We start from the raw sequence: 20587 nt of genomic DNA, 5'->3' as shown, positions 1-20587 counted from the left end.
CTCAAATCCCCTCTCCTACCGTCTGTTTGGCCAATAGCGAAGTCAGCACGTCCAGCCCGCGCTCCATTTCTTCTTCCGTTAGGAGCAAATTCGGGAGAAGACGGATAACATTCGGGCCTGCAGTCACGACGAGCAGCCCTTGTTCGCGAGCTTGCGCGACGAGATCAGCCACCGGTTCTGTACAGGCGATGCCAATCAGCAGACCAAGGCCCCTCACTTCCCGAACGAACGGGTTATCCTGCAGGGCTTCCTGCAGGCGGCGCACCATATTGGCACCCAGCTTATGCGCGCGCTCCGGCAGCTTTTCCTCTTGCATCGTGCGCAGCACTGCCCGTGCTACGGCCGATGCCATTGGGTTGCCGCCGAAGGTAGAGCCATGGCTGCCCGGAGAGAAGGCCTCGGCCAGCTTCTCCTTGGCGAGTACCGCCCCAATCGGATAACCGTTGCCCAGTCCCTTCGCCAGGGTGAAGATGTCCGGCTCAATGCCGAAATGCTCATAGGAGAACAGCTTGCCGGTCCGTCCCATACCGGTCTGCACCTCATCAAGAATGAGCAGAATCCCTTGCTCCCGGCACAGGGCAGCCAACTCCTTCAGGAAGGCCTGGTCTGCCACATGCACACCGCCCTCTGCTTGAACGGTTTCCAGCATGACTGCCGCCGTACGGTTATGGATCGCTTTCTTCACGGATTCCATATCGTTAAAGTTCGCATAGACAAATCCTTCAGGAAGAGGCGCGAACCCTTCCTTCACTTTATCCTGGCCGGTTGCGGTCAAGGTGGCTAGCGTGCGGCCATGGAACGACTGATGGAAGGTAACAATTTCATAACGCTGCTCGCGTCGTACCAGTTGGTGATAGCGGCGTGCCAGCTTGATGGCTGCCTCGTTCGCTTCAGCTCCGCTGTTGCAGAAAAACGCCCGATCCGCGCAGCTTGCGGCTGTCAGTTCCTCTGCCAGCTTCTCCTGGCCCGGGATGTGGTACAGGTTCGATACATGCCACAGTATATCGGCCTGTTCGAGAACGGCTGCCTTCACAGCCGGGTGCGCATGACCCAAATTGGTTACGGCCAAGCCGCTGAAAAAGTCTAAATATTCATTGCCCTGATCATCCCAGAGCTTGCTGCCCTCGCCCTTGACGAGTGTCAATGGAAACCGCGCGTACGTGGGAAACAGCGCCGCCTTCTTGTCCTGCATCCTGATACTCCCCTTCCTGATAACCCCTTATTCCTTCACAATCCGCGTGCCAACCGCCGCGCCATCAAGCACTTGCCTCAAGATACCGGGAACTTTGCCGTCCACGATGACGACCTCCTGAACCTGTCCGTGCAGACACTTCATCGCAGCCCGCACCTTCGGGATCATGCCTCCGTAGATATCGCCAGAATCGATCATCGCTTCAATTTCTTCCCGGGTTACAGCAGGCATGACTTGCTTCTCGCCGTTGTCAGCTGTTCGCAGAATGCCCGGCACATCTGTCACCACGATCATCCGTTCCGCTCCAATATGGGAAGCAACTGCCCCTGCCGCTGTATCTGCATTAATGTTGTAGCGCTGTCCGGCACGGTCAATGCCAATCGGTGCAATAACCGGCATATAGCCCATATCCACAATGCCTCGCACTAGGGATGCCTGGACGTCCACGACATCGCCTACGAAGCCGATCTCATCTGCATTCGGGACAGGCTCCGCCACAATCAGCATGCCATCCACACCGCTCACCCCTAGAGCGGTTGCTCCCGAGCTCTGGATGCGCCGGACAATCTCTTTGTTGATCCTGCCAGCCAATACCATCTCCACAACGTCAAGCACGGCCTCGCTTGTTTTCCGCAGTCCGCCAACAAATTCGCTCGGAATGTCCAGCTTGGCCAGCGTTTCCGAAATAGCCGGTCCGCCGCCATGCACGATGACCGGAATCATCCCTTCGGCCTGCAAGCTCCCCAATTCCTCGAAGAAGGCGTCTGGAAGCTCCGCCAATGTGCTTCCGCCGCACTTCATGACAAAACAGTCGTTCATCGGTTACCCTCCCCGTTACGTCCGATAAGCCGCATTAATTCGCACATACTCATACGTCAGGTCGCAGCCCCAGCCGGTCGCTGTGCCTTCACCCATGTTCAAATCTACCCGGATCTGAATCGTATCCGACTTCAAGTACGCCTCGGCCTTCTCTTCGTCGAAACGGACCGGCCGCGACTTCTCCAAAGTTCGGATATCCCCGATTTGAATATCTACCGTGTCCGGATTCACAGGCTGACCCGCGCGTCCGACACAAGCGATGATGCGTCCCCAGTTCGCATCCGCGCCAAAGACAGCCGTCTTGACCAGACTGGACCCTATAATCGTCTTCACGATGGCACGGGCCGCTTCATGCGAGACCGCACCGTTGACGGTAACTTCTATGAGTTTGGTGGCGCCTTCGCCGTCCCGGGCAATCGCCTTGGCCAAGTGCTGCGCCACGTGCTGAAATGCCGCGGCGTACGCCGCCCATTGCGGATGCTGCTCGCTCAGAGGCTCATGCTCTGCCAAGCCGCTCGCCATGGCTACAACCATATCGTTCGTACTGGTATCTCCGTCAACGGTGATCATATTGAACGAGGTATCCGTTGCCTCGCTGAGCAACTTCTGCAGCTCTGCCGCGCGAATGTTTGCATCGGTCGTAATAAAGCCGAGCATGGTAGCCATATTCGGATGGATCATGCCGGAGCCTTTGGCGGCACCGGCAATATGGACAGGCACGCCATCAATGTCCACGCGCACACAGATCGTCTTTTCCACCAAATCCGTCGTCAGGATCGCCTCGTTGAAGGCAGGTCCCCCGACCGCAGTAACGGCTTCAGGCAGTCCGGCTATGCCGGCCAGCACCTTATCCATCGGCAACAGCTCGCCGATTACGCCCGTGGAGGTCACGCCTACATAATGCTCCGGCATTCCCCATGCTTGAGCTGCCGCTGCCCGCATGCTGCGCGCATCATCCTCTCCCTGCTGGCCGGTGCAGGCATTCGCATTGCCGGAGTTCACGATCATCGCTTGCAGCCTGTTACCCGCAGTCAAGCTTTCACGCGTGATCTTCAGCGGTGCAGCCTGAAAAATATTCGTCGTAAATACCGCGGCGGCTTCCGCCGGAACCTCGCACAGGATCGCACCCAGATCGTTGCGCGCGGTCTTCTTGATGCCGCAATGCAAGCCTCCTGCGCGAAATCCCTTCGGTGTCGTGACGGAGCCGCCTTCCACGATATGAACCTGTTTGTGTTCTTCCATTTCCATCCTCGTCGCCCCTGCTTTCTCTATACATTCGCCCAGGCCGCTTAGCCCTGCATGACCTGTGTATGAAACTATAAAACTCTTAAGGATACACTGGCGCCATATGAAGGCCAAGCGCCTCGTCCCATCCCATCATTAAGTTCAAGTTTTGAATGGCCTGGCCGGCTGCGCCCTTCACTACATTATCAATGACAGAAATGATCGTGATTCTTCCAGTGCGCGCATCCGCGGCAAATCCGATGTCGCAATAGTTCGATCCCGTTACTTCCTTCGTTGCCGGCCACTGTCCGGCTGGCCGAATGCGGACGAACTTCTTCCCTGCATAATACTCCTCATACGCCCGAACCCAATCCTGATCCGTGCGCGCTTCCGACTGCACGCCGTAAATCGTCGTCATGATCCCCCTCGTCATCGGAACGAGATGAGTCGTGAAGGTGACGTTGACCGGCTTGCCCGCAGCGTCGCTCAGAACCTGTTCAATCTCCGGAATGTGCTGATGCTTGTTGACCTTGTAGGCGCGGAAGTTCTCATTGATTTCCGAATAGTGCACGGTCAGGCTCTGACCGCGCCCGGCACCGGATACGCCAGACTTGGCGTCAATGATGATCGAAGCCGGGTCAATCCATCCCCGCTCCACAGCCGGCCACAAGGCCAAGAGGGTCGCAGTCGGGTAGCAGCCCGGATTGGAGATAAACGGCTGCCCCTTCACCTGTGTACCGTAAATCTCGGCAAGACCATAAACAGCCTGCTGCAAATAGCGCTCTTCCGCAGGATCGTGCTTATACCAGGTTTTGTACGCTTCACCCGATTTCAATCGATAATCGCCTGAGAGATCAATCACTTTCAAACCGGCGTCCAGAAATTGAGGCGCCAGCTTTACACTTACCCCGGACGGCGTCGCCAAAAACACCACGTCAGCCTTGCTTTGAATAAGCGGAATGTCCACAGCGTCCAGATTGTCTGTCATGATGCTGTGCAAATGAGGAAAGCCTTCCGTAATTGGTGTGCCAGCTGAGGAAGACGAAATGACAGACGTGATCTCGACTTGCGGATGATGCTGCAGCAACCGAATCAGCTCCACACCGCCGTATCCGGTCGATCCAACTATAGCCGCGCGCAATGGATTTGACATCGTAACCGTCCCCTTTTCCCGTACAAAATAAGTTATGTATGATTATACAATTTGATGCATTAAAATTCAATGTGTGTTTTCTGGATTTACGTCAGCAGGTATAGAATAGTATAGAACGTAAAAATGAGCAAGAGGAGGACAATCAAATCAGTGATGCACAATCAAAAACATTAAGGATTTCCGATTTTGAAGCCCTCACCTAATACCTCGGACGCATCGCTCAAAATCATAAATGCATGCGGATCGACTGAGCGGACAAGTCCTTTCAGCTTGGCAATTTCCCGCTGCGCGACTACGACCATCAGAACGTTCTTCTGCTCCCCCGTATAGCCGCCATATCCGTGCAAGCGAGTCAGGCCCCTGTCGAGATCCTGCAAAATCACGGGCTGCAATTGTTCTGCCTTGTCCGAAATGATGTACGCAACCTTCGACGTAGAAAATCCCACCTGCATCACATCGATTGTCTTCGCGGTGACAAACAGTCCGATCAGCGCATACAGCGCCTTCTCTGGCGTAAAGATGATCCCGGCGCTTACGATCACCGCTCCATCGAAGATCGCCAGCGCCATGCCCAGGCTAAGCCCCGTATACTTGTGCAGGATTTGCGCTGCTGTATCCAAGCCGCCTGTGGAGCCCCTGCCGCGGAAGACCAGACCTATCCCGGCGCCAACCCCGATGCCGCCATAAATCGCAGCCAACAGCAAATTCGGTGTCGGCGGTGACCAACTGCTTGTCAGCAGCACGAAGAATGGCAATATGATGGAACCGAGCACCGTCTTCAAGCCAAAACCGCCGCCCAAGAGCCACCATCCCGCAAGAAATATCGGAATGTTCAGCGCCCATTGCACAATCGCCGGTTCAAATCCGAATACATGCTCCGCAATCGTCGATATGCCTGCTACCCCGCCGGACACGATCTGATTCGGATTCAGAAACAGATTGAAGCTGGCCGCGACGACAAACGCACCGGCCAGCAGCAGTCCATATTCATACAGCCGGTACAAGCTGCTGTTCGATTGGATTCTGGATTGTCCCCGTCTTGCTTTTCGCATCATCTTCTGACCCTTCCTGTCCTCATCAACTGTATGTGTCTTGCAGGCATGACGCCGCTGGCTCTCTTTCCGCAGCCCCGTTGCCCGTGCATACCTGCCCGTCCGTCTTCCTGCATGACAGCGCCAGAAAATAAAAGAACATCCCGCTGGGCTTCGCCTAGAGGCAGCCCAACAGGATGAGGCATGCATTAAATTTCTTTGCGCAAATAAGCATCGATGAAGGGATCTAGTTCGCCGTCCATCACAGCCTGCACATTCCCCGTCTCCACGTTCGTCCGATGATCCTTGACCATGCTGTACGGATGAAAGACATAGGAACGGATTTGGCTGCCCCAGCCGATCTCCAGCTGTTCCCCCTTGATTTCCGCAATCTCCTTTTGCTGCTCCTCGAGGCGTCTTTCCAAGAGCTTTGATTTCAGCATGCGCATCGCGCGCTCGCGGTTCTGAATCTGTGAGCGCTCGGTTTGGCAGGCGGTAACGATGCCTGTTGGAATGTGTGTGATCCGGACAGCCGACTCCGTCTTGTTGACGTGCTGGCCGCCTGCCCCGCTCGATCGGTACGTATCGATCCGCAAGTCCTCGGGGCGCACTTCTATCTCTGAGTTGTCATCGTCGATTTCCGGCATGACATCGCAGGAGACAAAAGAGGTATGGCGCCTGCCGGAAGCATCGAATGGGGAAATTCTCACCAAGCGGTGGACGCCCTTCTCCGCCTTCAGGTAGCCGTATGCGTTGTGCCCGCGTATGAGCAGCGTCACGCTCTTCACGCCGGCTTCGTCGCCGGGCAGATAGTCCAGGACCTCGACCTTGTACTCATGCTGCTCGGCCCAGCGGCGGTACATGCGCAGAAGCATTTCCGCCCAGTCCTGCGACTCGGTGCCGCCCGCTCCCGGGTGCAGCTCCAAAATCGCATTGTTCTTGTCGTACGGACCGTTGAGCATCAGCTGCAGCTCAAATGCCTTGAGTCCGGCCATAAGCTCATCCGCAGCTTCACGAATTTCCGCCTCCAGCGATTCGTCATTCTCTTCCTCGACGAGCTCGATCATGGCAGCGAGATCCTCCTGCTGCTGCGCCAGCTTCTCATACTGGTCTACGACCGATTTGAGCGCATTGCTTTCGGCGATCAGCTTCTGTGCGCGTTCGTTGTCATCCCAGAAATCCGGCTCGCTCATCTTCACTTCATAGTTCTCAATCTGCTCCAGCTTGTATTCTAAGTCAAAGAGACCCCCTAAGGGTAAGAATACGTGCAGCCGCTTCTTTGGCCGCGTGGCGAATCTCTGCGTCGATCATGATTGCTTCACCTCTCGAAATAATCAATGGCTGAACAGCTGGAACGAAGCGGGAAACAGGCCAGTATGCAACCAACCGTTCACACGCCCGCCTCTCCTTCGTTCAGCCGCTTTATTACTCTATGCCTGTTGCCCGTGGCATTGCTTGTATTTCTTGCCGCTGCCGCATGGACATGGATCATTGCGCCCAACCTTTTCCGCGCGGCGGACAGGCTTCTTCGTCACTTCTGCGTTCGGATCGACCGCTTGTCCTTCGGCAACCGCCTCACGCTTCAGGTTCGTCTCTACGTGCGCCTTCATCGTATACTTGGCGACATCTTCCTGAATGCTCTCGATCATTTGCTGGAACATCTCAAATCCTTCAAACTGATATTCCCTCAGCGGATCCGTGCCGCCGTAAGCCCGCAAGTGAATCCCCTGACGAAGCTGGTCCATCGCATCGATGTGATCCATCCACTTGGAATCCACCGCGCGGAGAATGACGACCTTCCCGAATTCGCGCATCGTCTCTTCGCCGAGCTCTTGCTCACGCTGATCGAACAGTTCTTTGACCATGCCGCGGAGCTTCTCGATGATTTCTTCCTTTTCCTTGCCCTTCAAATCGTTCTCCGCCAGCATGCCTTCCTGCAGGAAGGTTGCATTGGCATAGTCAACGACTGCAGCGATGTCCCATTCCTCAGGCACCTGATCGTCGGGACAATGAGCTTCTACAATACGCCCAATTACCGGCTCAATCATATTCCAAGTGATCTGTTTCATCTCAGCGGCGTCGGCATCCAGCACTTCCTGACGCTGCTTGTAAATGATGTTCCGCTGCTGATTCATGACATCATCGTACTGCAGAACGACCTTCCGCACATCGAAGTTGCTGCCTTCCACCCGTTTCTGTGCGGATTCCACCGCCTTGGTGATCAGCTTGCTCTCGATCGGCTGGTCTTCCTCAAAACCGAGTCGGTTCATCATGCTCATAATGTTCTCGGCGCCAAAGCGGCGCATCAGCTCGTCCTCCAGCGACAGATAGAACTGGGAGGAGCCGGGATCTCCCTGACGGCCGGCGCGGCCGCGCAGCTGATTGTCAATCCGGCGGCTCTCATGGCGCTCCGTCCCGATAATGTGAAGCCCGCCAAGATCCGCCACGCCTGAACCAAGAACAATATCTGTACCGCGTCCAGCCATGTTGGTGGCAATCGTCACCGCGCCGGCTTGCCCGGCCTTGGCTACAATTTCCGCTTCCTCTGCATGATACTTGGCATTCAGCACCTTATGCGGGACGCCTTTTTTCTTCAGCAGATTGGATAGCCGCTCCGAATTTTCAATCGATACCGTGCCGACCAGCACCGGCTGATTGTTCCGGTGGCGGCGTTCAATCTCCTCGGCCACCATCTTGTATTTGCTCTGCTCGGTCTTGTAGACAACATCCGGCATGTCGTTGCGGATCATCGGCTTGTTCGTCGGAATGACCACTACGTCCAACCCGTAAATCTTTCCGAATTCCTCTTCTTCCGTCTTCGCTGTTCCTGTCATGCCCGACAGCTTCTTATACATCCGGAAGTAGTTCTGGAAGGTGATTGTCGCCAGCGTCATGCTCTCGTTCTGTACCTTAAGGCCTTCCTTCGCTTCAATCGCCTGGTGCAGACCGTCGCTGTAGCGACGCCCGGTCATCAAGCGGCCGGTGAATTCGTCAACGATGACCACTTCGCCGTCCTGAACCACATAATCTACGTCCCGCTTCATGATGACATGCGCCTTCAGCGCTTGCGTAATGTGGTGGTTCAAGGTAACGTGAGCATGATCGAACAAGTTCTCGATGCCGAACGCTCTCTCCGCTTTTTCCACCGCTGGCTCGCTAAGCTGCACACTCTTGACCTTGATATCCACGGTGTAGTCTTCTTCCGGATTCAAGGTTTTGACAAACCGATCAGCCGCATAGTACAGATCCGTGGACTTGGCAGCTTGTCCAGAAATAATCAGCGGTGTCCGCGCCTCGTCGATCAGGATGGAATCGACCTCATCGATAATGGCATAGTGAAGCGGACGCTGTACCATCTGCTCCTTGTACAGCACCATGTTGTCGCGCAAATAATCAAAGCCGAACTCATTGTTCGTGCCATATGTGATGTCACAGTTGTAGGCTTCCTGCTTCTGGTCATGCGACAGGCTGTTCTGGTTCACGCCTACTGTCATGCCAAGGAAGTTGTAGATGTTGGCCATCTGCTGGCTTTGCACAGTCGCCAAATAGTCGTTGACCGTAATGACGTGCACACCCTTGCCTTCCAGCGCGTTCAAATACACTGGCAGCGTAGCGACCAGTGTCTTCCCTTCCCCCGTCTTCATCTCGGCAATGCGTCCCTCATGCAGCACCATCCCGCCAATCAACTGAACGTCGAAATGGCGCATGCCGAGCGTTCGGCGCGCAGCTTCGCGCACTACTGCAAAGGCCTCTGGAAGCAGATCATCCAGGGTTTGGCCGTTCGCTAGCCGTTCGCGGAACTCCGCTGTCTTCCCCTGCAGCTGCTCGTCCGACAAAGCCTCTATTTGCGGCTCCAATGCATTGATTTCCACGACCTTGCGCTGCAGTCGCTTCAGCTCCCGATCGTTCGGATCGCCAAAGATTTTCTTTACCAAACCTAACATGTGGGTGTCCCCTTTCCGAAACATCAGTCGATGGTATTCATTGTATCAGTTTTCATCGGGTGGTAGCAAGACGAGTCTCCGGCGGAAACTGCTTCCACTCATAAAGAAAACCGTCCTGCACGGTGCGGGCAGGCTTGCACCACCGAACAGGAACGGTTCTGTTGAATAGCTTATCCTATGTGAGAGCAGATCGCTCTGCTTCCTTACTTGGCTGGTTCAATCAACCCATACCGACCATCGCTTCGCTTATAGACGACATTCACCTCATCGGAATCCATATTGGCGAAAACAAAAAAGTTGTGGCCGATCATGTTCATTTGAAGGATCGCTTCCTCTACGTCCATCGGCTTCAGAGTAAAGCGCTTGGTGCGAACCACCTCGATATCATCTTCCTCATCATGAACAGGGATGCTTGGCGCGGACGTTTCAAAGTTGTCCTTAAAGAGCGAGCGCAGGCTGCCTTCCTGGCGGAACTTGCGGTTCACCTTCGTCTTGTGCTTGCGAATTTGCCGCTCCAGCTTATCGAGCACCAAGTCAATGGACGAGTACATATCCGAATTGCGCTCCTCTGCGCGAAGCAGCAGGGACGGCATTGGAATCGTTACCTCCACATTGTGAATGTCCTTGTTGACGCTTAAGGTGACTTGGGCTTCAGAAGTAGGGGGAGTATCAAAGTAGCGTTCGAGCTTGCTGAGTTTCTTTTCCACGTAATCTTTCAGCGCTTGGGTGACTTCAAGATTCTGACCGCGAATATTCATTCTCATGAGAACTCCTCCTCCTTTTGCTTGTCTCTATTGTACCATACCCAGCAGGCGCCTTCAAAAAACATTTACAAAGATTCGAGGAATGTTCACCTATCTGTTCTACAAGACCTTCCAATGCATGCAAATGACCCGCCCCAGGGGAAATTCCCCCGGGGCGGGTCGGCTGCTAATCGATCTATAATCCTCTATAGGAGGCGGGCATCACACCCGCGGAGAGATTATAATTTAACTACGTTAGCTGCTTGAGGTCCGCGTGCGCCTTCGACGATGTCGAATTCTACAGCTTGACCTTCGTCAAGGGTTTTGAAGCCTTCGGATTGGATGGCGGAGAAATGAACGAAAACGTCGCCGCCTTCTTCTGTCTCAATAAAGCCATAGCCTTTCTCTGCGTTAAACCATTTAACTTTACCTTGCATGCAAAAACATTCCCTTCGTATTCAAGTAGCTGTGAGGTTACACTCACATCCTGAATATAACACTCGCTATCTCGGTTGTCAATCGAAAACGCATACGAAAAGCCTGTCGTAATGCGGAATAGACGATCCTTTGGAAGTGGACAAATCATTGAGCGCGGGGCCTGTCTTACAGAGCGCAACTTCCCGTCTTCCGGCAAACTAAAGTTATCCCTGAGTTATTTACAAGTTCTTAACATGATGAAAGCTTGTTTTCATTAGTTATGCACAAAGTTGTCCACATTATCCACAGATTTGCGAAAAAGATATTCACAGTTGTTCATTGGGATACTACTACTTAATATGAAAACAACTAATTCCGATATAACTTAGTACAAGCTAAATTAGGGGGAAACTATACTTGAATGCTCACTTGTCCATTGCTGAGAAGCTTACATTAGCTGTCCGATCCGTCATTCCTGCTGAGGAACTTCAACATATAGCACTTCACGAACCTAGATTTCATGGCAATGAATGGGCTTATGTAAAGGAATGTATCGATACCAACTGGGTTTCATCAACTGGCAGCTATGTCAACCGATTTGAACAGATGCTAGCTGAATTTACGGGGATTCCCCATGCCGTCGCTGTCGTGAATGGCACAGCGGCATTGCATATATGTCTAAAACTTTCTGGTGTAAGCACAAATGATGAAGTGCTCATGCCTACTTTAAGCTTCGTTGCTACGGCAAATGCCGTCTCCTATGTTGGAGCTATTCCACATTTTGTGGATAGCGATAGGAGAACATTAGGCATTGATGCTGTTAAGCTAATGGATTATTTGAAGGAAATAAGCGATGTACGTGGGTCTATGATCTTCAACAAACGTACCGGCCGGAGAATCAAAGCGGTCATACCGATGCATACGTTCGGTCATCCAGTCGATCTCGATGCCTTAAAGGAAGTATGCGATCATTACCATTTAACTATGATTGAGGACGCTGCCGAATCCCTAGGCTCCTATTACAAGGGGGTTCATACGGGACATCAAGGCCTCATGTCCGCATTTAGTTTCAACGGCAACAAAATCATAACTACTGGAGGCGGGGGTGCTATCCTGACCCACAATGCCAAATTAGCCGAATATGCCCGGCACTTGACGACGACAGCGAAAGTTCCCCACAAGTGGGAATATTACCACGATGAGATTGGCTACAATTATCGAATGCCAAATATAAACGCTGCTCTAGGTTGTGCCCAATTAGAGCAGCTGCCGCGTTTTATTCAAGCAAAAAGGAGTCTAGCCGATCAATATAAGCTTGTGTTCAAGGATATACAAGGTGTGGAATTTTTCGAAGAAGCCCCATATGCTCGCTCAAATTATTGGCTCAATGTTGTTTTATTGCATCCTGAATATGCGGATCAACGCGATGAGCTTCTGAATCTGTCGAATGCACGTGGCGTGATGACACGTCCATCTTGGAATCCTCTTCATACTCTACCTATGTATGCCCAGGCTCCAAAGATGGACTTGTCTGTTGCGGAAGAATTAAACGGACGAATCATTAACATTCCAAGCAGTGTTTATGATAATGCTATCTCCATTTAGTCCATATTCACCATGCAGATAACCCGCCATCTACAATAATGTTTTGACCGGTTACGTAACTGGAAGCATCGGAGGCTAAAAACAACAGGACTCCAACTATCTCATGAGGCTTGCCCATTCGCCCAAGCGGAATACGTTCAGAATACTTTTTCACGAAAGTGTCATTCTGACCACTTTCTATGCCACCGGGGGTTAGTGTATTCACACGAATCCCCTTGTCTGCCCAATAAGTCGCCAAGTATTTGGTCAACCCAACAACAGCTGACTTGGACGCTGAGTAAACTGCCGGAGTATTAATCTGTCTGTTCAAATAGTGCGAGCCCTCATATATCCTTTGATCAGGACCCCTAATACCGTAAATGGAAGAGGTTTGGATAATAGAACCTCCTTTGCCCTGCTTCACCATCTGCCTACCTACTGCTTGTGCCACTAGAAACATCCCATCAATATTGACAGACATCACTTTTCTCCATTGATCCAAGGAATATTCCTCGAATGGGGCGAAAAACTCATCTAGATTCTCAGATTTGCTGGCCGCATTATTATGAAGGATGTGGACTTCACGGAATTCATGCAGCACTTTTTCGAGCATGCTCTCCACACTGTCTGGAGAAGAAACATCGCACTTGATTCCAACTGCCCGAATAGAGAATTGGCTATGCAATTCATTCGCTATTCGTACCGCCTCATCCTCGTTAATATCTACAACAGCAACATTTGCACCATACTCAGCCAAACCCTGACAAATCTTTTTTCCTAATATACCGGCCCCGCCAGTTACTATTGCAGTCTTTCCTCTCAGATCAAAAAAATGCTTATTAGAATCCAAGTTCATCAAGCACTATCCTCCCGCTTCCTTGTTGTGCAATGTGGCCTGCATACAAAATTCTCATGATTGTTAAAGTATCCACATCGGGGATGGCATTTCGTTTTTTGTCTATAGAATTAAAAAAGTGCCATAACATACGTCTAAACATAGTAAAGTTATCGGAAATCTCATGAGAGCTTCTTAGCTTCGATCCAAATATTTCAATTGAAAAAGTTTTCGGGATTTCCCCTAAGGCATCAATCTGCACAGCAGAACCATTCTCCATCTCGATCGCGATAGATGTATGATTGGCAGGAATACGGGTAACCGCAATACATTTCGAACGTAGAAGCGGATATATCGCATCCAGAATATGAATCCCATACTTATCCCAACCATTTACTACTGTACCGCGTATCAATTTGATATCGCCATACTGAGAGATGTTTCTTTTCACAGTGTCCAATTCTCTGGCATAACGCATTGCCGAGCAGCTCATAAGTTGACCTGAGGCCAAATAAGGCTTGAAGAAGTTTATTTCTTCCGGACAGAGACTTAGCGGTTTATCTATAAAAACAGGAAGACCTGCATGGAGAAACGGTTTGGAAAGCTCCACATGCGTATTGTAATCATCCCGTGCAATAATAACGGCATCTACATGCCCAATCATGTCTTCCGGCTGTTTGACAATGTTTTCAATGTAACAAGCCTTGCTCATTTGCTTGGTAAGTTCCTCATCCTGTGTCCATGCATGTGTAACGCTAATTCCGTTCAGACCAACATCGGCAGGATCTCTCTCGCTCATATAATCATGAATGACATTCCAGCCCATCTTACGCAATTCGATCTCGTTAAATCCGTTTATGATCGCAGAAAACGAAATAGGATGGCCATTGCCCTCGCTCATCCCAATTATTCCAACCCTTACCACGACGTCCAACCGCCATCTACACAAATATTCTGACCCGTCATATAACTGGATGCATCCGAACATAACAGCGCGACAGCACCTTTGATCTCATGTGGTTGTCCAATTCGATTCAACGGGTTCTTTGCACTTAAATTTGAAATAAAATCTTGATTTTTTTGTGTTTCACTTGTTGGAAAAGGTCCAGGACTCAAACAATTTACTCGAATGCCATAAGGAGAAAGGAAGCTCGCAAGATACTTTGTAAACTGAATGACACCTGCTTTTGCTGCGCCGTAACTCGGCGGGTTGGCAAATTGTATGCCATCATATATCCTATAGTCCGGAGCTACGTGCCCATACATGGAAGTAATATTTAAGACCACTCCCTTTTTCTCTTTTAAGCCTGGTAGAGTGGCCTTGACCATGCGGAACACAGAATTCAAACTCATTTCAATATCATAGTCCCAATCTTCATCGGTAATAGACTCGAACGAGTTTTTTTTGCCTGACCATGCATTATTCACAAGTATGTCCAAGCCCCCGTACTGTTCCTCCATTCTTCTGGCAGTTTCTTGAATTTGACGCTTGTTTGTCAGTTCTAACTCGATAGCCTCTATATCGACTGTCCCCTGAAAGATTTCTTGGATCTCCTTGCATTTCTTCTGGGAATTGTCCAAATTTCTGCTTGCTATGACTACTTTGGCTCCTAATTCCAACAATGCGTGGCATATCTCCGTACCAAGATGTCCCGCCCCACCTGTTACAAGCGCTACTTTTCCATGCAGGGAGAATAATTGCTTAAGTGTACGCATCAGGCATTTTTCCTCCGTAACAAATAGTCTGCAAATTCAAAGTGTATCTCATCATCAATGTCAACGGAACGTTCCTTAGGCATCAAAACAACGCCACTTTTCCCAAAAAAAGCACTGATATGCTCTGACTTCAAACGATCTATCACAAAAGCATAGACAGCGCCATTAAGCTGATAGGCTCTGGGGAGCTTTTGCCTGGGAAGCCACGGGATCGCACCATCAATGAAAGTCTGGGCCATTCCGTCGTCAATCTTCCAGGCTCTATGAGGATTCAACTCAGCGTCCATGAAAGTAGCAACAGAATCAAAGTCTGTATCACTATCCGCCAACAGATACAAACATTGTTGTATATCATCCAGTGATCGCATAGGGGATGTAGGTTCAAGCAAAACCATATATTCAGCCGTTTCCCCTTCCACTCTAATTTTTGCGATCAGATCCTTGATTGCATCCATAACAAGAGAGTCATCTTGGGCTAAATGTTCGGGACGATGAATGACTTCAGCACCATACTGCCTGGCTACGGAAGCAATCTTCTCATCCTCCGTTGATACGATGACGCGGTCAATTTCTTCACACGCCTTCGCCATCTCGATAGACCACGCAATTAACGGCTTTCCTCCCAATTCCTTTATATTTTTATATGGGATGGATTTACTTCCCCCTCTAGCCGGAATTACTGCAACAATCCTTTTGTTATTTATCAAGAGAAATCCTTCCCTTCATCCAAAAATTTCGCTGTACTCACCGTTAGCTCGGTTAAAATCATCCATCCTGCCAATGTCCATCCAGTATTCGCGTATTGGAAAGACTGTCGTTTTATTCCCTTGGGAAATGAGCAAATCAAATAATGTTGGCATATCATAATATTGATTGACGGGTACATATCCCAGCGCTTCTGGACTCAAAACATAAATGCCACCATTAACGAAGTATTTTTGGACTGGTTTTTCTTCAATGCCGATCAATCGATCCTGATCCATCTTGATTACACCATACGGAATTTGATAATTATATTCTCTGACACACATCGTCGCTGTGGCAGTTTGCTCTTGATGAAAGTCCAATAGGTGCTGGAAATTAATTTTTGTCAGTAAATCTCCATTCATGACAAGTATCGGTTCCTTTGGTTTTTCTGGCAGCAAACTGAGAGCACCTGCAGTCCCTAGCCGCTCGGTCTCATGTAAGTATTGAATCTCTACTCCCCACTTAGCACCATCTCCAAAGTAGTCCTTTATCATATCCGCCTTGTAGTTTACGCTTACATAGAATCGATAAAAGCCTTGGTCAATAAAGTTTTCAATGATTGTCTCCAGCAGTGGGCGATTCCCAACATGAAGCAAGGGCTTTGGACATTCGTCCGTTAATGGCTTTAGTCGCGTTCCCAAGCCGCCAGCCATGATTACTACGAAGTTGTTGCTTTGTCTGCTTCGTATAAACTGATCCAGCAGTTCTATCCCAACTACTCGCCCTTCGTCATCCAACACCGGGATTTGGCGACAGTGTTTTTTCTTCATCATTGCAAACACTGCTTGTTTACTCTTCCCGATGTTAACCGTAAGAGGTCGTCTGTTCATAATAGAGGAGACAGGAGAATGTAGTTCCTGCCCATTCAGAATGCCTCTTCTAATATCCCCATCTGTGACCGTTCCCAATAGCCGAGTGTGTTCATCAACTACCAACGCTATTTGCATAGCTCCATCATCAATCGTTTTCATTACTTGAAGGATTGAGGTATTAGGGTTAATTAATATATTAGTCCAACTATTCATGTTTCCCCTCCTCGGCAGGCACACCCATCACCACTGTATCATCTGGCACATCTTTAACAACAACGGAGCCAGCTCCAATCGTGCAGCGGTTCCCCACTTCCTTATGAGGGAGAAGAACGGCTCCAGCACCGACAAAGGATTCCTCCCCCAGCCTGACATGACCGCATAAGGTTGAGCCAGGGGCTATATGCGTGTGAGCACCAACCCAACAATCGTGATCAACAGAAGCTTTAGTATTCACAACCGCATTGCACCCTACGGAGGTCCCTGCTTGCAATATGGCACCCGCCATGATCTGGACACCTTCTCCTAACTGCGTATAGGAAGAGATAATTGCTGACGGATGAATAACTGTGTGAAATCGATATCCTCGTTCCTTGAAGAAATGGTAAATATTGATCCTTTTTCTTGATCTTCCGACATACCCAATCGCATTCACCAGCATCACCTCATTCGGAGAATGATGCAGTATTTGCTGATCCTGCCCCAACACCGGTGCATCGAGTACAGTCTCTGTCTCTGAATGAGGCAAGGTAACGCCTAATATTTCACAATTTGTCATAAGGAGGATGTCCATGAGCACTCTAGCGTGGCCACCCCCACCTATTACGATTATCGGCACTTTCATAGTTCCACTAGCTCGTCGGCATCATAATGACGCGTGGCTTTCTGCCCGAGAATGCGCCAATACTGCATGGGCTGTGTTCCACCACCTGGTCGCTTCACCGTCAAGTTCTCGGAAGTAAAGCACTCGCCTTCACGTACAGGTTTGGAAGTCACCAAGCTTTTGCGAGAAACTTCCAGGTTCTTAAGCTCGGACTCTGCGGGTAGCTTAAGCGGCCCTCCTAATGATTGATCTACATCTCTAATTGCTGCTATCATTTCTTGCAATTGCGCCGGATCAAGAGATGCTTTATGATCTGGTCCGGGCAGCTCCTTGTCAAGCGTAAAATGTTTTTCTATTATTTGTGCCCCTAGCGCGGCCGCAGCAATTGGAATGGCGATGCCCTTCGTATGATCTGAGTAGCCCACAGGCAGATCAAACGCATGAGACAAGGTCAGCATGGCTTTCAAGTTAACATCGTTAACAGGTGCAGGATATTCGCTGGTACAATGAAGCAAAGTTACATGTTGCTTCAAGCTTGCCTGCCCCTTTTCCGACCTGTAAGCTTGCCGAAAACGTTCAATGGATGGCTCCATTCGATTCGATACCGCATACCCAAATGCCAGGACTCCAAGAGCTTCCTCTATTTCACCTAATGTCGCCATTCCTGTTGACAAGATTACAGGAATGTTACCTTGGGAAATTCGCAACAGCAAGAGAGCGTTCGTCAAATCACCTGATGATATTTTCATGACAGGCAATTTAAGCTTGCCAATCAAAAAATCAGCGCTTTCCAGATCAAAAGGAGTGGAGAGAAATTGAATGCCCCTCTCTTTCGCGTAATGAACCAGCTCAAAGTGTTGTTCATATGAAAGCTCCAGTTTTTTGAGCATATCATATTGTGATTCATCCGCACTCGTATTCGTTAATTGATAGGCTGCTTTCGCAGCATTCAACGTAACTATTTTATCGGCACGAAAGGTCTGAAATTTAATTGCGTCTGCTCCGGCATCTGACGCTGCCTCTATCAATTCTTTGGCTAAAGCAAGAGAGCCGTTATGATTCACGCCGGCTTCGGCAATGATATAAGTCCGCTTCATTTAGATCATCTCCTTCAAAAGCATAAAACCTTCCGCTGCTTTAGCGCCAGCTGCAGCCCCTCGGACAGCAGACAGCGATTGAATGGCTTCTATGCTGCGCGGAAATGGAAAATCCCCCATTTCACTACTGTAATGAGTCATGATTTTAATCTTTTCATCCAAGTAATCGGTAATATCCACAAATACATTAGGCCTAAATAGATTTCCGTCTGGATGAATATCGAAGTCTGTCTCCGACAAAGTCTCATAACACATAATCTTTTTTACAGTAGGGTACCGGAACCACTTCGTACATGCTGAAGCCGCCTGAAAAACAGTTTGATGGTCCGAGTGGATATCCCCTGGATAAGGCAAATATACGATTTCAGGTAGAACTTTTCGAAATACCTCTCCCATACTAGCTACAATGTCACCCAGAGGATAGCTTTCCAATCGGGCTGCAGTATATCCTAATCTATGAACGCTGGTAAATCCATACATACGGGAAACGGCTTCTATCTCCTGCTTTCTTCGCTCGCGGTCAATTTCCGTGCTGTTCGCTTTATCCATTTGTGTGACGATAATCCAGTGGATACGATCTCCGCTGGCTGCATGACGCAGTAAAGTTCCTCCGCAACCGAGCGTTTCATCATCTGGATGTGGCGCTACAACTACTACTTCTCTTCCCATTAATATGTCAAATCCTTTATACAGATTTTTTCATCCAACGGAATCGATGCCAGTACATTCGCTATGGCTTCAGATGTCTTGCCGTTCCCATATGGATTGGTACAATTGGCAACCAGCTTCTTGTAGTCTTCGTCAAACAAGGCTTTATGAACAGCCGAGGTTATTTCATCCACATTGTGTTGTACAAACTGAACATTTTCAGCATGCAGCCTCCCCTTTTGTCGGTTTCCAATATTGACTACAGGCAACTTGAGCAAAGGGGCTTCCATGATTCCTGCACTTGAATTCCCCAGCATGCAGCCAGCATGTCTCATCAAATTAACAAATTCAAGCCTCGGGATGTTATGCGCAGTATACAGGTGTGGAAGATGTTCATATTCTTTTATGGCTCTTCTCATACTCTGACTGCCTGCATCGGAATTGGGATAGCTAAGTACCGTCTTGATCTTGAGATGCTCGATTGCTTCAAGCGTCACTTTCATTTGATGGTATGCTTGATCAATTTCAGTTGATATGACGTGTTGAATTAAAATAATAAACGGCTCACCGTCATTCAATTCGAAGCCGATCCTTTGGGATAATTCAGAAACCGTAAGCCATGGCATTTGAAGCAAGCGGTCAAGGCCTGGATTCCCAAAGTTAAAAACACGAAACGGCTGTTCTCCCATCTTTAAAACTCGATCATAGCTTTCCTGGTTGGTCACAAAGTGCAAGTGAGCCAACTTGGTAACCGCATGCCTGACTTGATCATCTACATTTCCGACCACCCTGTCCCCACCTGCTATATGTGCGACAGGAATGTTCATATATGCACCTGCCAACGCAGTGCTGATCGATTCTTCTCTATCTCCCAATACGAGTAGAATATCAGGACGAGTTCTTGCTATAGTCTGGACTAATCCCTGAAGTTGAATAGCCAATCCCTTTACTCTCGACGAATCCTTATCACCGTATATCAAGCTTTCAATTTGATCCTCAATCACAAAACCGTCTTTCCGTATTTCTTCAATTGTCATGCCATAGCCTGGTGAAAGATGCGCCCCCGTTACAACAAGCGACAAGGACAATTCCGAATGCGCTTCTATTGCCCGGAATACGGAGGACATGATATCATATTCCGATCTAATTCCCGTAACTCCCAGTACTCTCCTAATTGCCATTATTGTACCTTCCTTTGCATGCAACTTACTGCAACAAACTGGAATCCTGCTCGCATTGCGAATTGCCGGTCTACTTCACGATCACCAAAGTAAACAACCTTGTTGCCGCACACTCCTCGCAAGATGGGGATCTTATCAACAGATAATATGGACGGCTTATAATACTCCCGACCATACTTCCCTGTAATCACTGCTTGTTTCTCGTCAAACCATCTGTGCAACTGCAGGGAGGTGAACTTATTCATCTGCAAATACGCAGGTCCGTCTGATACAAGAAATACGTTATAGGTTGATGCTATCTTATCCAACAATTGTTCCACATCGACAGGAAGCGTTAGCTTCGGGTCAAAATGCCGATATATATCCAAACATCGGTCGATAATGATCGACTTTATAGATGGGGGAATGGCATATTGGTCCAATAACTCATCAAATATTTTGTTATACGAGCTGCCCTTTTCCATCCAACGTTGCAGTATCCAGTCATATATTTGGTAGCGGCAATCCAGGCAATACTTGGCCAATTCCATGGATATCGGTTGATACACCTGCTTTATGAACTCCAGTTCGTCGTACAAGGTGCCATCCATGTCAAAGCCTACTGTGCTTACTTGACACCAGTCT

General features: G+C 49.5%; 20 protein-coding genes. 1 reads left to right on the top strand and 19 read right to left on the bottom strand.

Going from position 1 to position 20587, the window contains the following annotated elements; all coding sequences use genetic code 11:
* Position 1: 1 nt before the first annotated feature.
* The 9 genes from argD to XYCOK13_RS13950 form a co-directional block, all read right to left on the bottom strand.
* Complete coding sequence (gene argD, locus XYCOK13_RS13990) at positions 2 to 1192, bottom strand: acetylornithine transaminase (RefSeq protein ID WP_213412788.1); 1191 nt, start codon at positions 1190 to 1192, stop codon at positions 2 to 4.
* A gap of 27 nt (positions 1193 to 1219) precedes the next feature.
* Complete coding sequence (gene argB / locus XYCOK13_RS13985) at positions 1220 to 2011, bottom strand: acetylglutamate kinase (RefSeq protein ID WP_213412787.1); 792 nt, start codon at positions 2009 to 2011, stop codon at positions 1220 to 1222.
* A 15-nt stretch (positions 2012 to 2026) separates the two neighbouring features.
* Complete coding sequence (gene argJ, locus XYCOK13_RS13980; protein ID WP_373314408.1) at positions 2027 to 3259, bottom strand: bifunctional glutamate N-acetyltransferase/amino-acid acetyltransferase ArgJ; 1233 nt, start codon at positions 3257 to 3259, stop codon at positions 2027 to 2029.
* Positions 3260 to 3338: 79 nt separating this feature from the next.
* Positions 3339 to 4388, bottom strand: a complete 1050-nt coding sequence (gene argC, locus XYCOK13_RS13975) for an N-acetyl-gamma-glutamyl-phosphate reductase (protein ID WP_213412785.1) — start codon at positions 4386 to 4388, stop codon at positions 3339 to 3341.
* Between the two features lie 170 nt (positions 4389 to 4558).
* On the bottom strand, positions 4559 to 5443 hold the full coding sequence (locus XYCOK13_RS13970; RefSeq protein WP_213412784.1) for a YitT family protein: 885 nt from the start codon (positions 5441 to 5443) through the stop codon (positions 4559 to 4561).
* A 185-nt stretch (positions 5444 to 5628) separates the two neighbouring features.
* Positions 5629 to 6730, bottom strand: a protein-coding gene (gene prfB, locus XYCOK13_RS13965; protein ID WP_373314407.1) for a peptide chain release factor 2 whose coding sequence is annotated in 2 segments (ribosomal slippage) — positions 5629 to 6657 and positions 6659 to 6730 — 1101 coding nt in all. Because the reading frame shifts where the segments join, the coding sequence is not laid out codon by codon here.
* Positions 6731 to 6849: 119 nt separating this feature from the next.
* Positions 6850 to 9363: a preprotein translocase subunit SecA gene (secA, locus tag XYCOK13_RS13960; RefSeq protein ID WP_213412783.1), complete on the bottom strand. Its 2514-nt coding sequence runs from the start codon at positions 9361 to 9363 to the stop codon at positions 6850 to 6852.
* 203 nt (positions 9364 to 9566) lie between these two features.
* Positions 9567 to 10127, bottom strand: a complete 561-nt coding sequence (gene hpf, locus XYCOK13_RS13955) for a ribosome hibernation-promoting factor, HPF/YfiA family (RefSeq protein WP_213412782.1) — start codon at positions 10125 to 10127, stop codon at positions 9567 to 9569.
* A gap of 218 nt (positions 10128 to 10345) precedes the next feature.
* On the bottom strand, positions 10346 to 10543 hold the full coding sequence (locus tag XYCOK13_RS13950) for a cold shock domain-containing protein (protein ID WP_213412781.1): 198 nt from the start codon (positions 10541 to 10543) through the stop codon (positions 10346 to 10348).
* A gap of 397 nt (positions 10544 to 10940) precedes the next feature.
* On the opposite strand from XYCOK13_RS13950, the gene XYCOK13_RS13945 reads away from it, so the two are divergent.
* On the top strand, positions 10941 to 12128 hold the full coding sequence (locus XYCOK13_RS13945; RefSeq protein ID WP_213412780.1) for a LegC family aminotransferase: 1188 nt from the start codon (positions 10941 to 10943) through the stop codon (positions 12126 to 12128).
* Positions 12129 to 12135: 7 nt separating this feature from the next.
* On the opposite strand, the gene XYCOK13_RS13940 is transcribed toward XYCOK13_RS13945, so the two are convergent.
* Genes XYCOK13_RS13940 through XYCOK13_RS13895 form a run of 10 tightly spaced genes read right to left on the bottom strand, consistent with a single transcriptional unit; the run spans position 12136 to position 20553 of the window.
* Positions 12136 to 12963 carry an SDR family oxidoreductase gene (locus XYCOK13_RS13940; RefSeq protein WP_213412811.1) on the bottom strand — a complete coding sequence of 276 codons (828 nt, stop codon included), beginning with the start codon at positions 12961 to 12963 and terminating at the stop codon, positions 12136 to 12138.
* Positions 12947 to 13843 (bottom strand): Gfo/Idh/MocA family oxidoreductase, encoded by an 897-nt coding sequence (locus XYCOK13_RS13935; RefSeq protein WP_213412779.1) that lies wholly within the window; start codon positions 13841 to 13843, stop codon positions 12947 to 12949. Before XYCOK13_RS13935 ends, XYCOK13_RS13940 begins: the two co-directional genes overlap by 17 nt.
* Before the next feature lie 17 nt (positions 13844 to 13860).
* A complete protein-coding gene (locus tag XYCOK13_RS13930) occupies positions 13861 to 14658 on the bottom strand; it encodes an SDR family oxidoreductase (protein ID WP_213412778.1) in 798 nt (265 codons plus the stop codon).
* Positions 14658 to 15365, bottom strand: a complete 708-nt coding sequence (locus tag XYCOK13_RS13925; RefSeq protein WP_213412777.1) for an acylneuraminate cytidylyltransferase family protein — start codon at positions 15363 to 15365, stop codon at positions 14658 to 14660. Before XYCOK13_RS13925 ends, XYCOK13_RS13930 begins: the two co-directional genes overlap by 1 nt.
* Positions 15366 to 15380: 15 nt before the next feature.
* Positions 15381 to 16430, bottom strand: a complete 1050-nt coding sequence (locus XYCOK13_RS13920) for a nucleotidyltransferase family protein (RefSeq protein ID WP_213412776.1) — start codon at positions 16428 to 16430, stop codon at positions 15381 to 15383.
* Positions 16423 to 17058 carry an acetyltransferase gene (locus XYCOK13_RS13915; protein ID WP_280520902.1) on the bottom strand — a complete coding sequence of 212 codons (636 nt, stop codon included), beginning with the start codon at positions 17056 to 17058 and terminating at the stop codon, positions 16423 to 16425. The genes XYCOK13_RS13920 and XYCOK13_RS13915 overlap by 8 nt, the downstream gene beginning before the upstream one ends.
* Complete coding sequence (gene neuB / locus XYCOK13_RS13910; protein WP_213412774.1) at positions 17055 to 18134, bottom strand: N-acetylneuraminate synthase; 1080 nt, start codon at positions 18132 to 18134, stop codon at positions 17055 to 17057. Before neuB ends, XYCOK13_RS13915 begins: the two co-directional genes overlap by 4 nt.
* Positions 18135 to 18803 carry a PIG-L deacetylase family protein gene (locus XYCOK13_RS13905; protein ID WP_213412773.1) on the bottom strand — a complete coding sequence of 223 codons (669 nt, stop codon included), beginning with the start codon at positions 18801 to 18803 and terminating at the stop codon, positions 18135 to 18137.
* On the bottom strand, positions 18803 to 19963 hold the full coding sequence (gene neuC, locus XYCOK13_RS13900) for a UDP-N-acetylglucosamine 2-epimerase (RefSeq protein WP_213412772.1): 1161 nt from the start codon (positions 19961 to 19963) through the stop codon (positions 18803 to 18805). The genes XYCOK13_RS13905 and neuC overlap by 1 nt, the downstream gene beginning before the upstream one ends.
* Positions 19963 to 20553, bottom strand: coding sequence for an HAD family hydrolase (locus XYCOK13_RS13895; protein ID WP_213412771.1), 591 nt, complete (start codon positions 20551 to 20553; stop codon positions 19963 to 19965). Before XYCOK13_RS13895 ends, neuC begins: the two co-directional genes overlap by 1 nt.
* Positions 20554 to 20587: the final 34 nt, after the last annotated feature.

This window comes from Xylanibacillus composti (assembly GCF_018403685.1).
Taxonomy (GTDB): Bacteria; Bacillota; Bacilli; order Paenibacillales; family K13; genus Xylanibacillus; species Xylanibacillus composti.
Note: the sequence above shows the minus strand (reverse complement) of the source record. Positions and strands in the feature narration are given on the sequence as shown.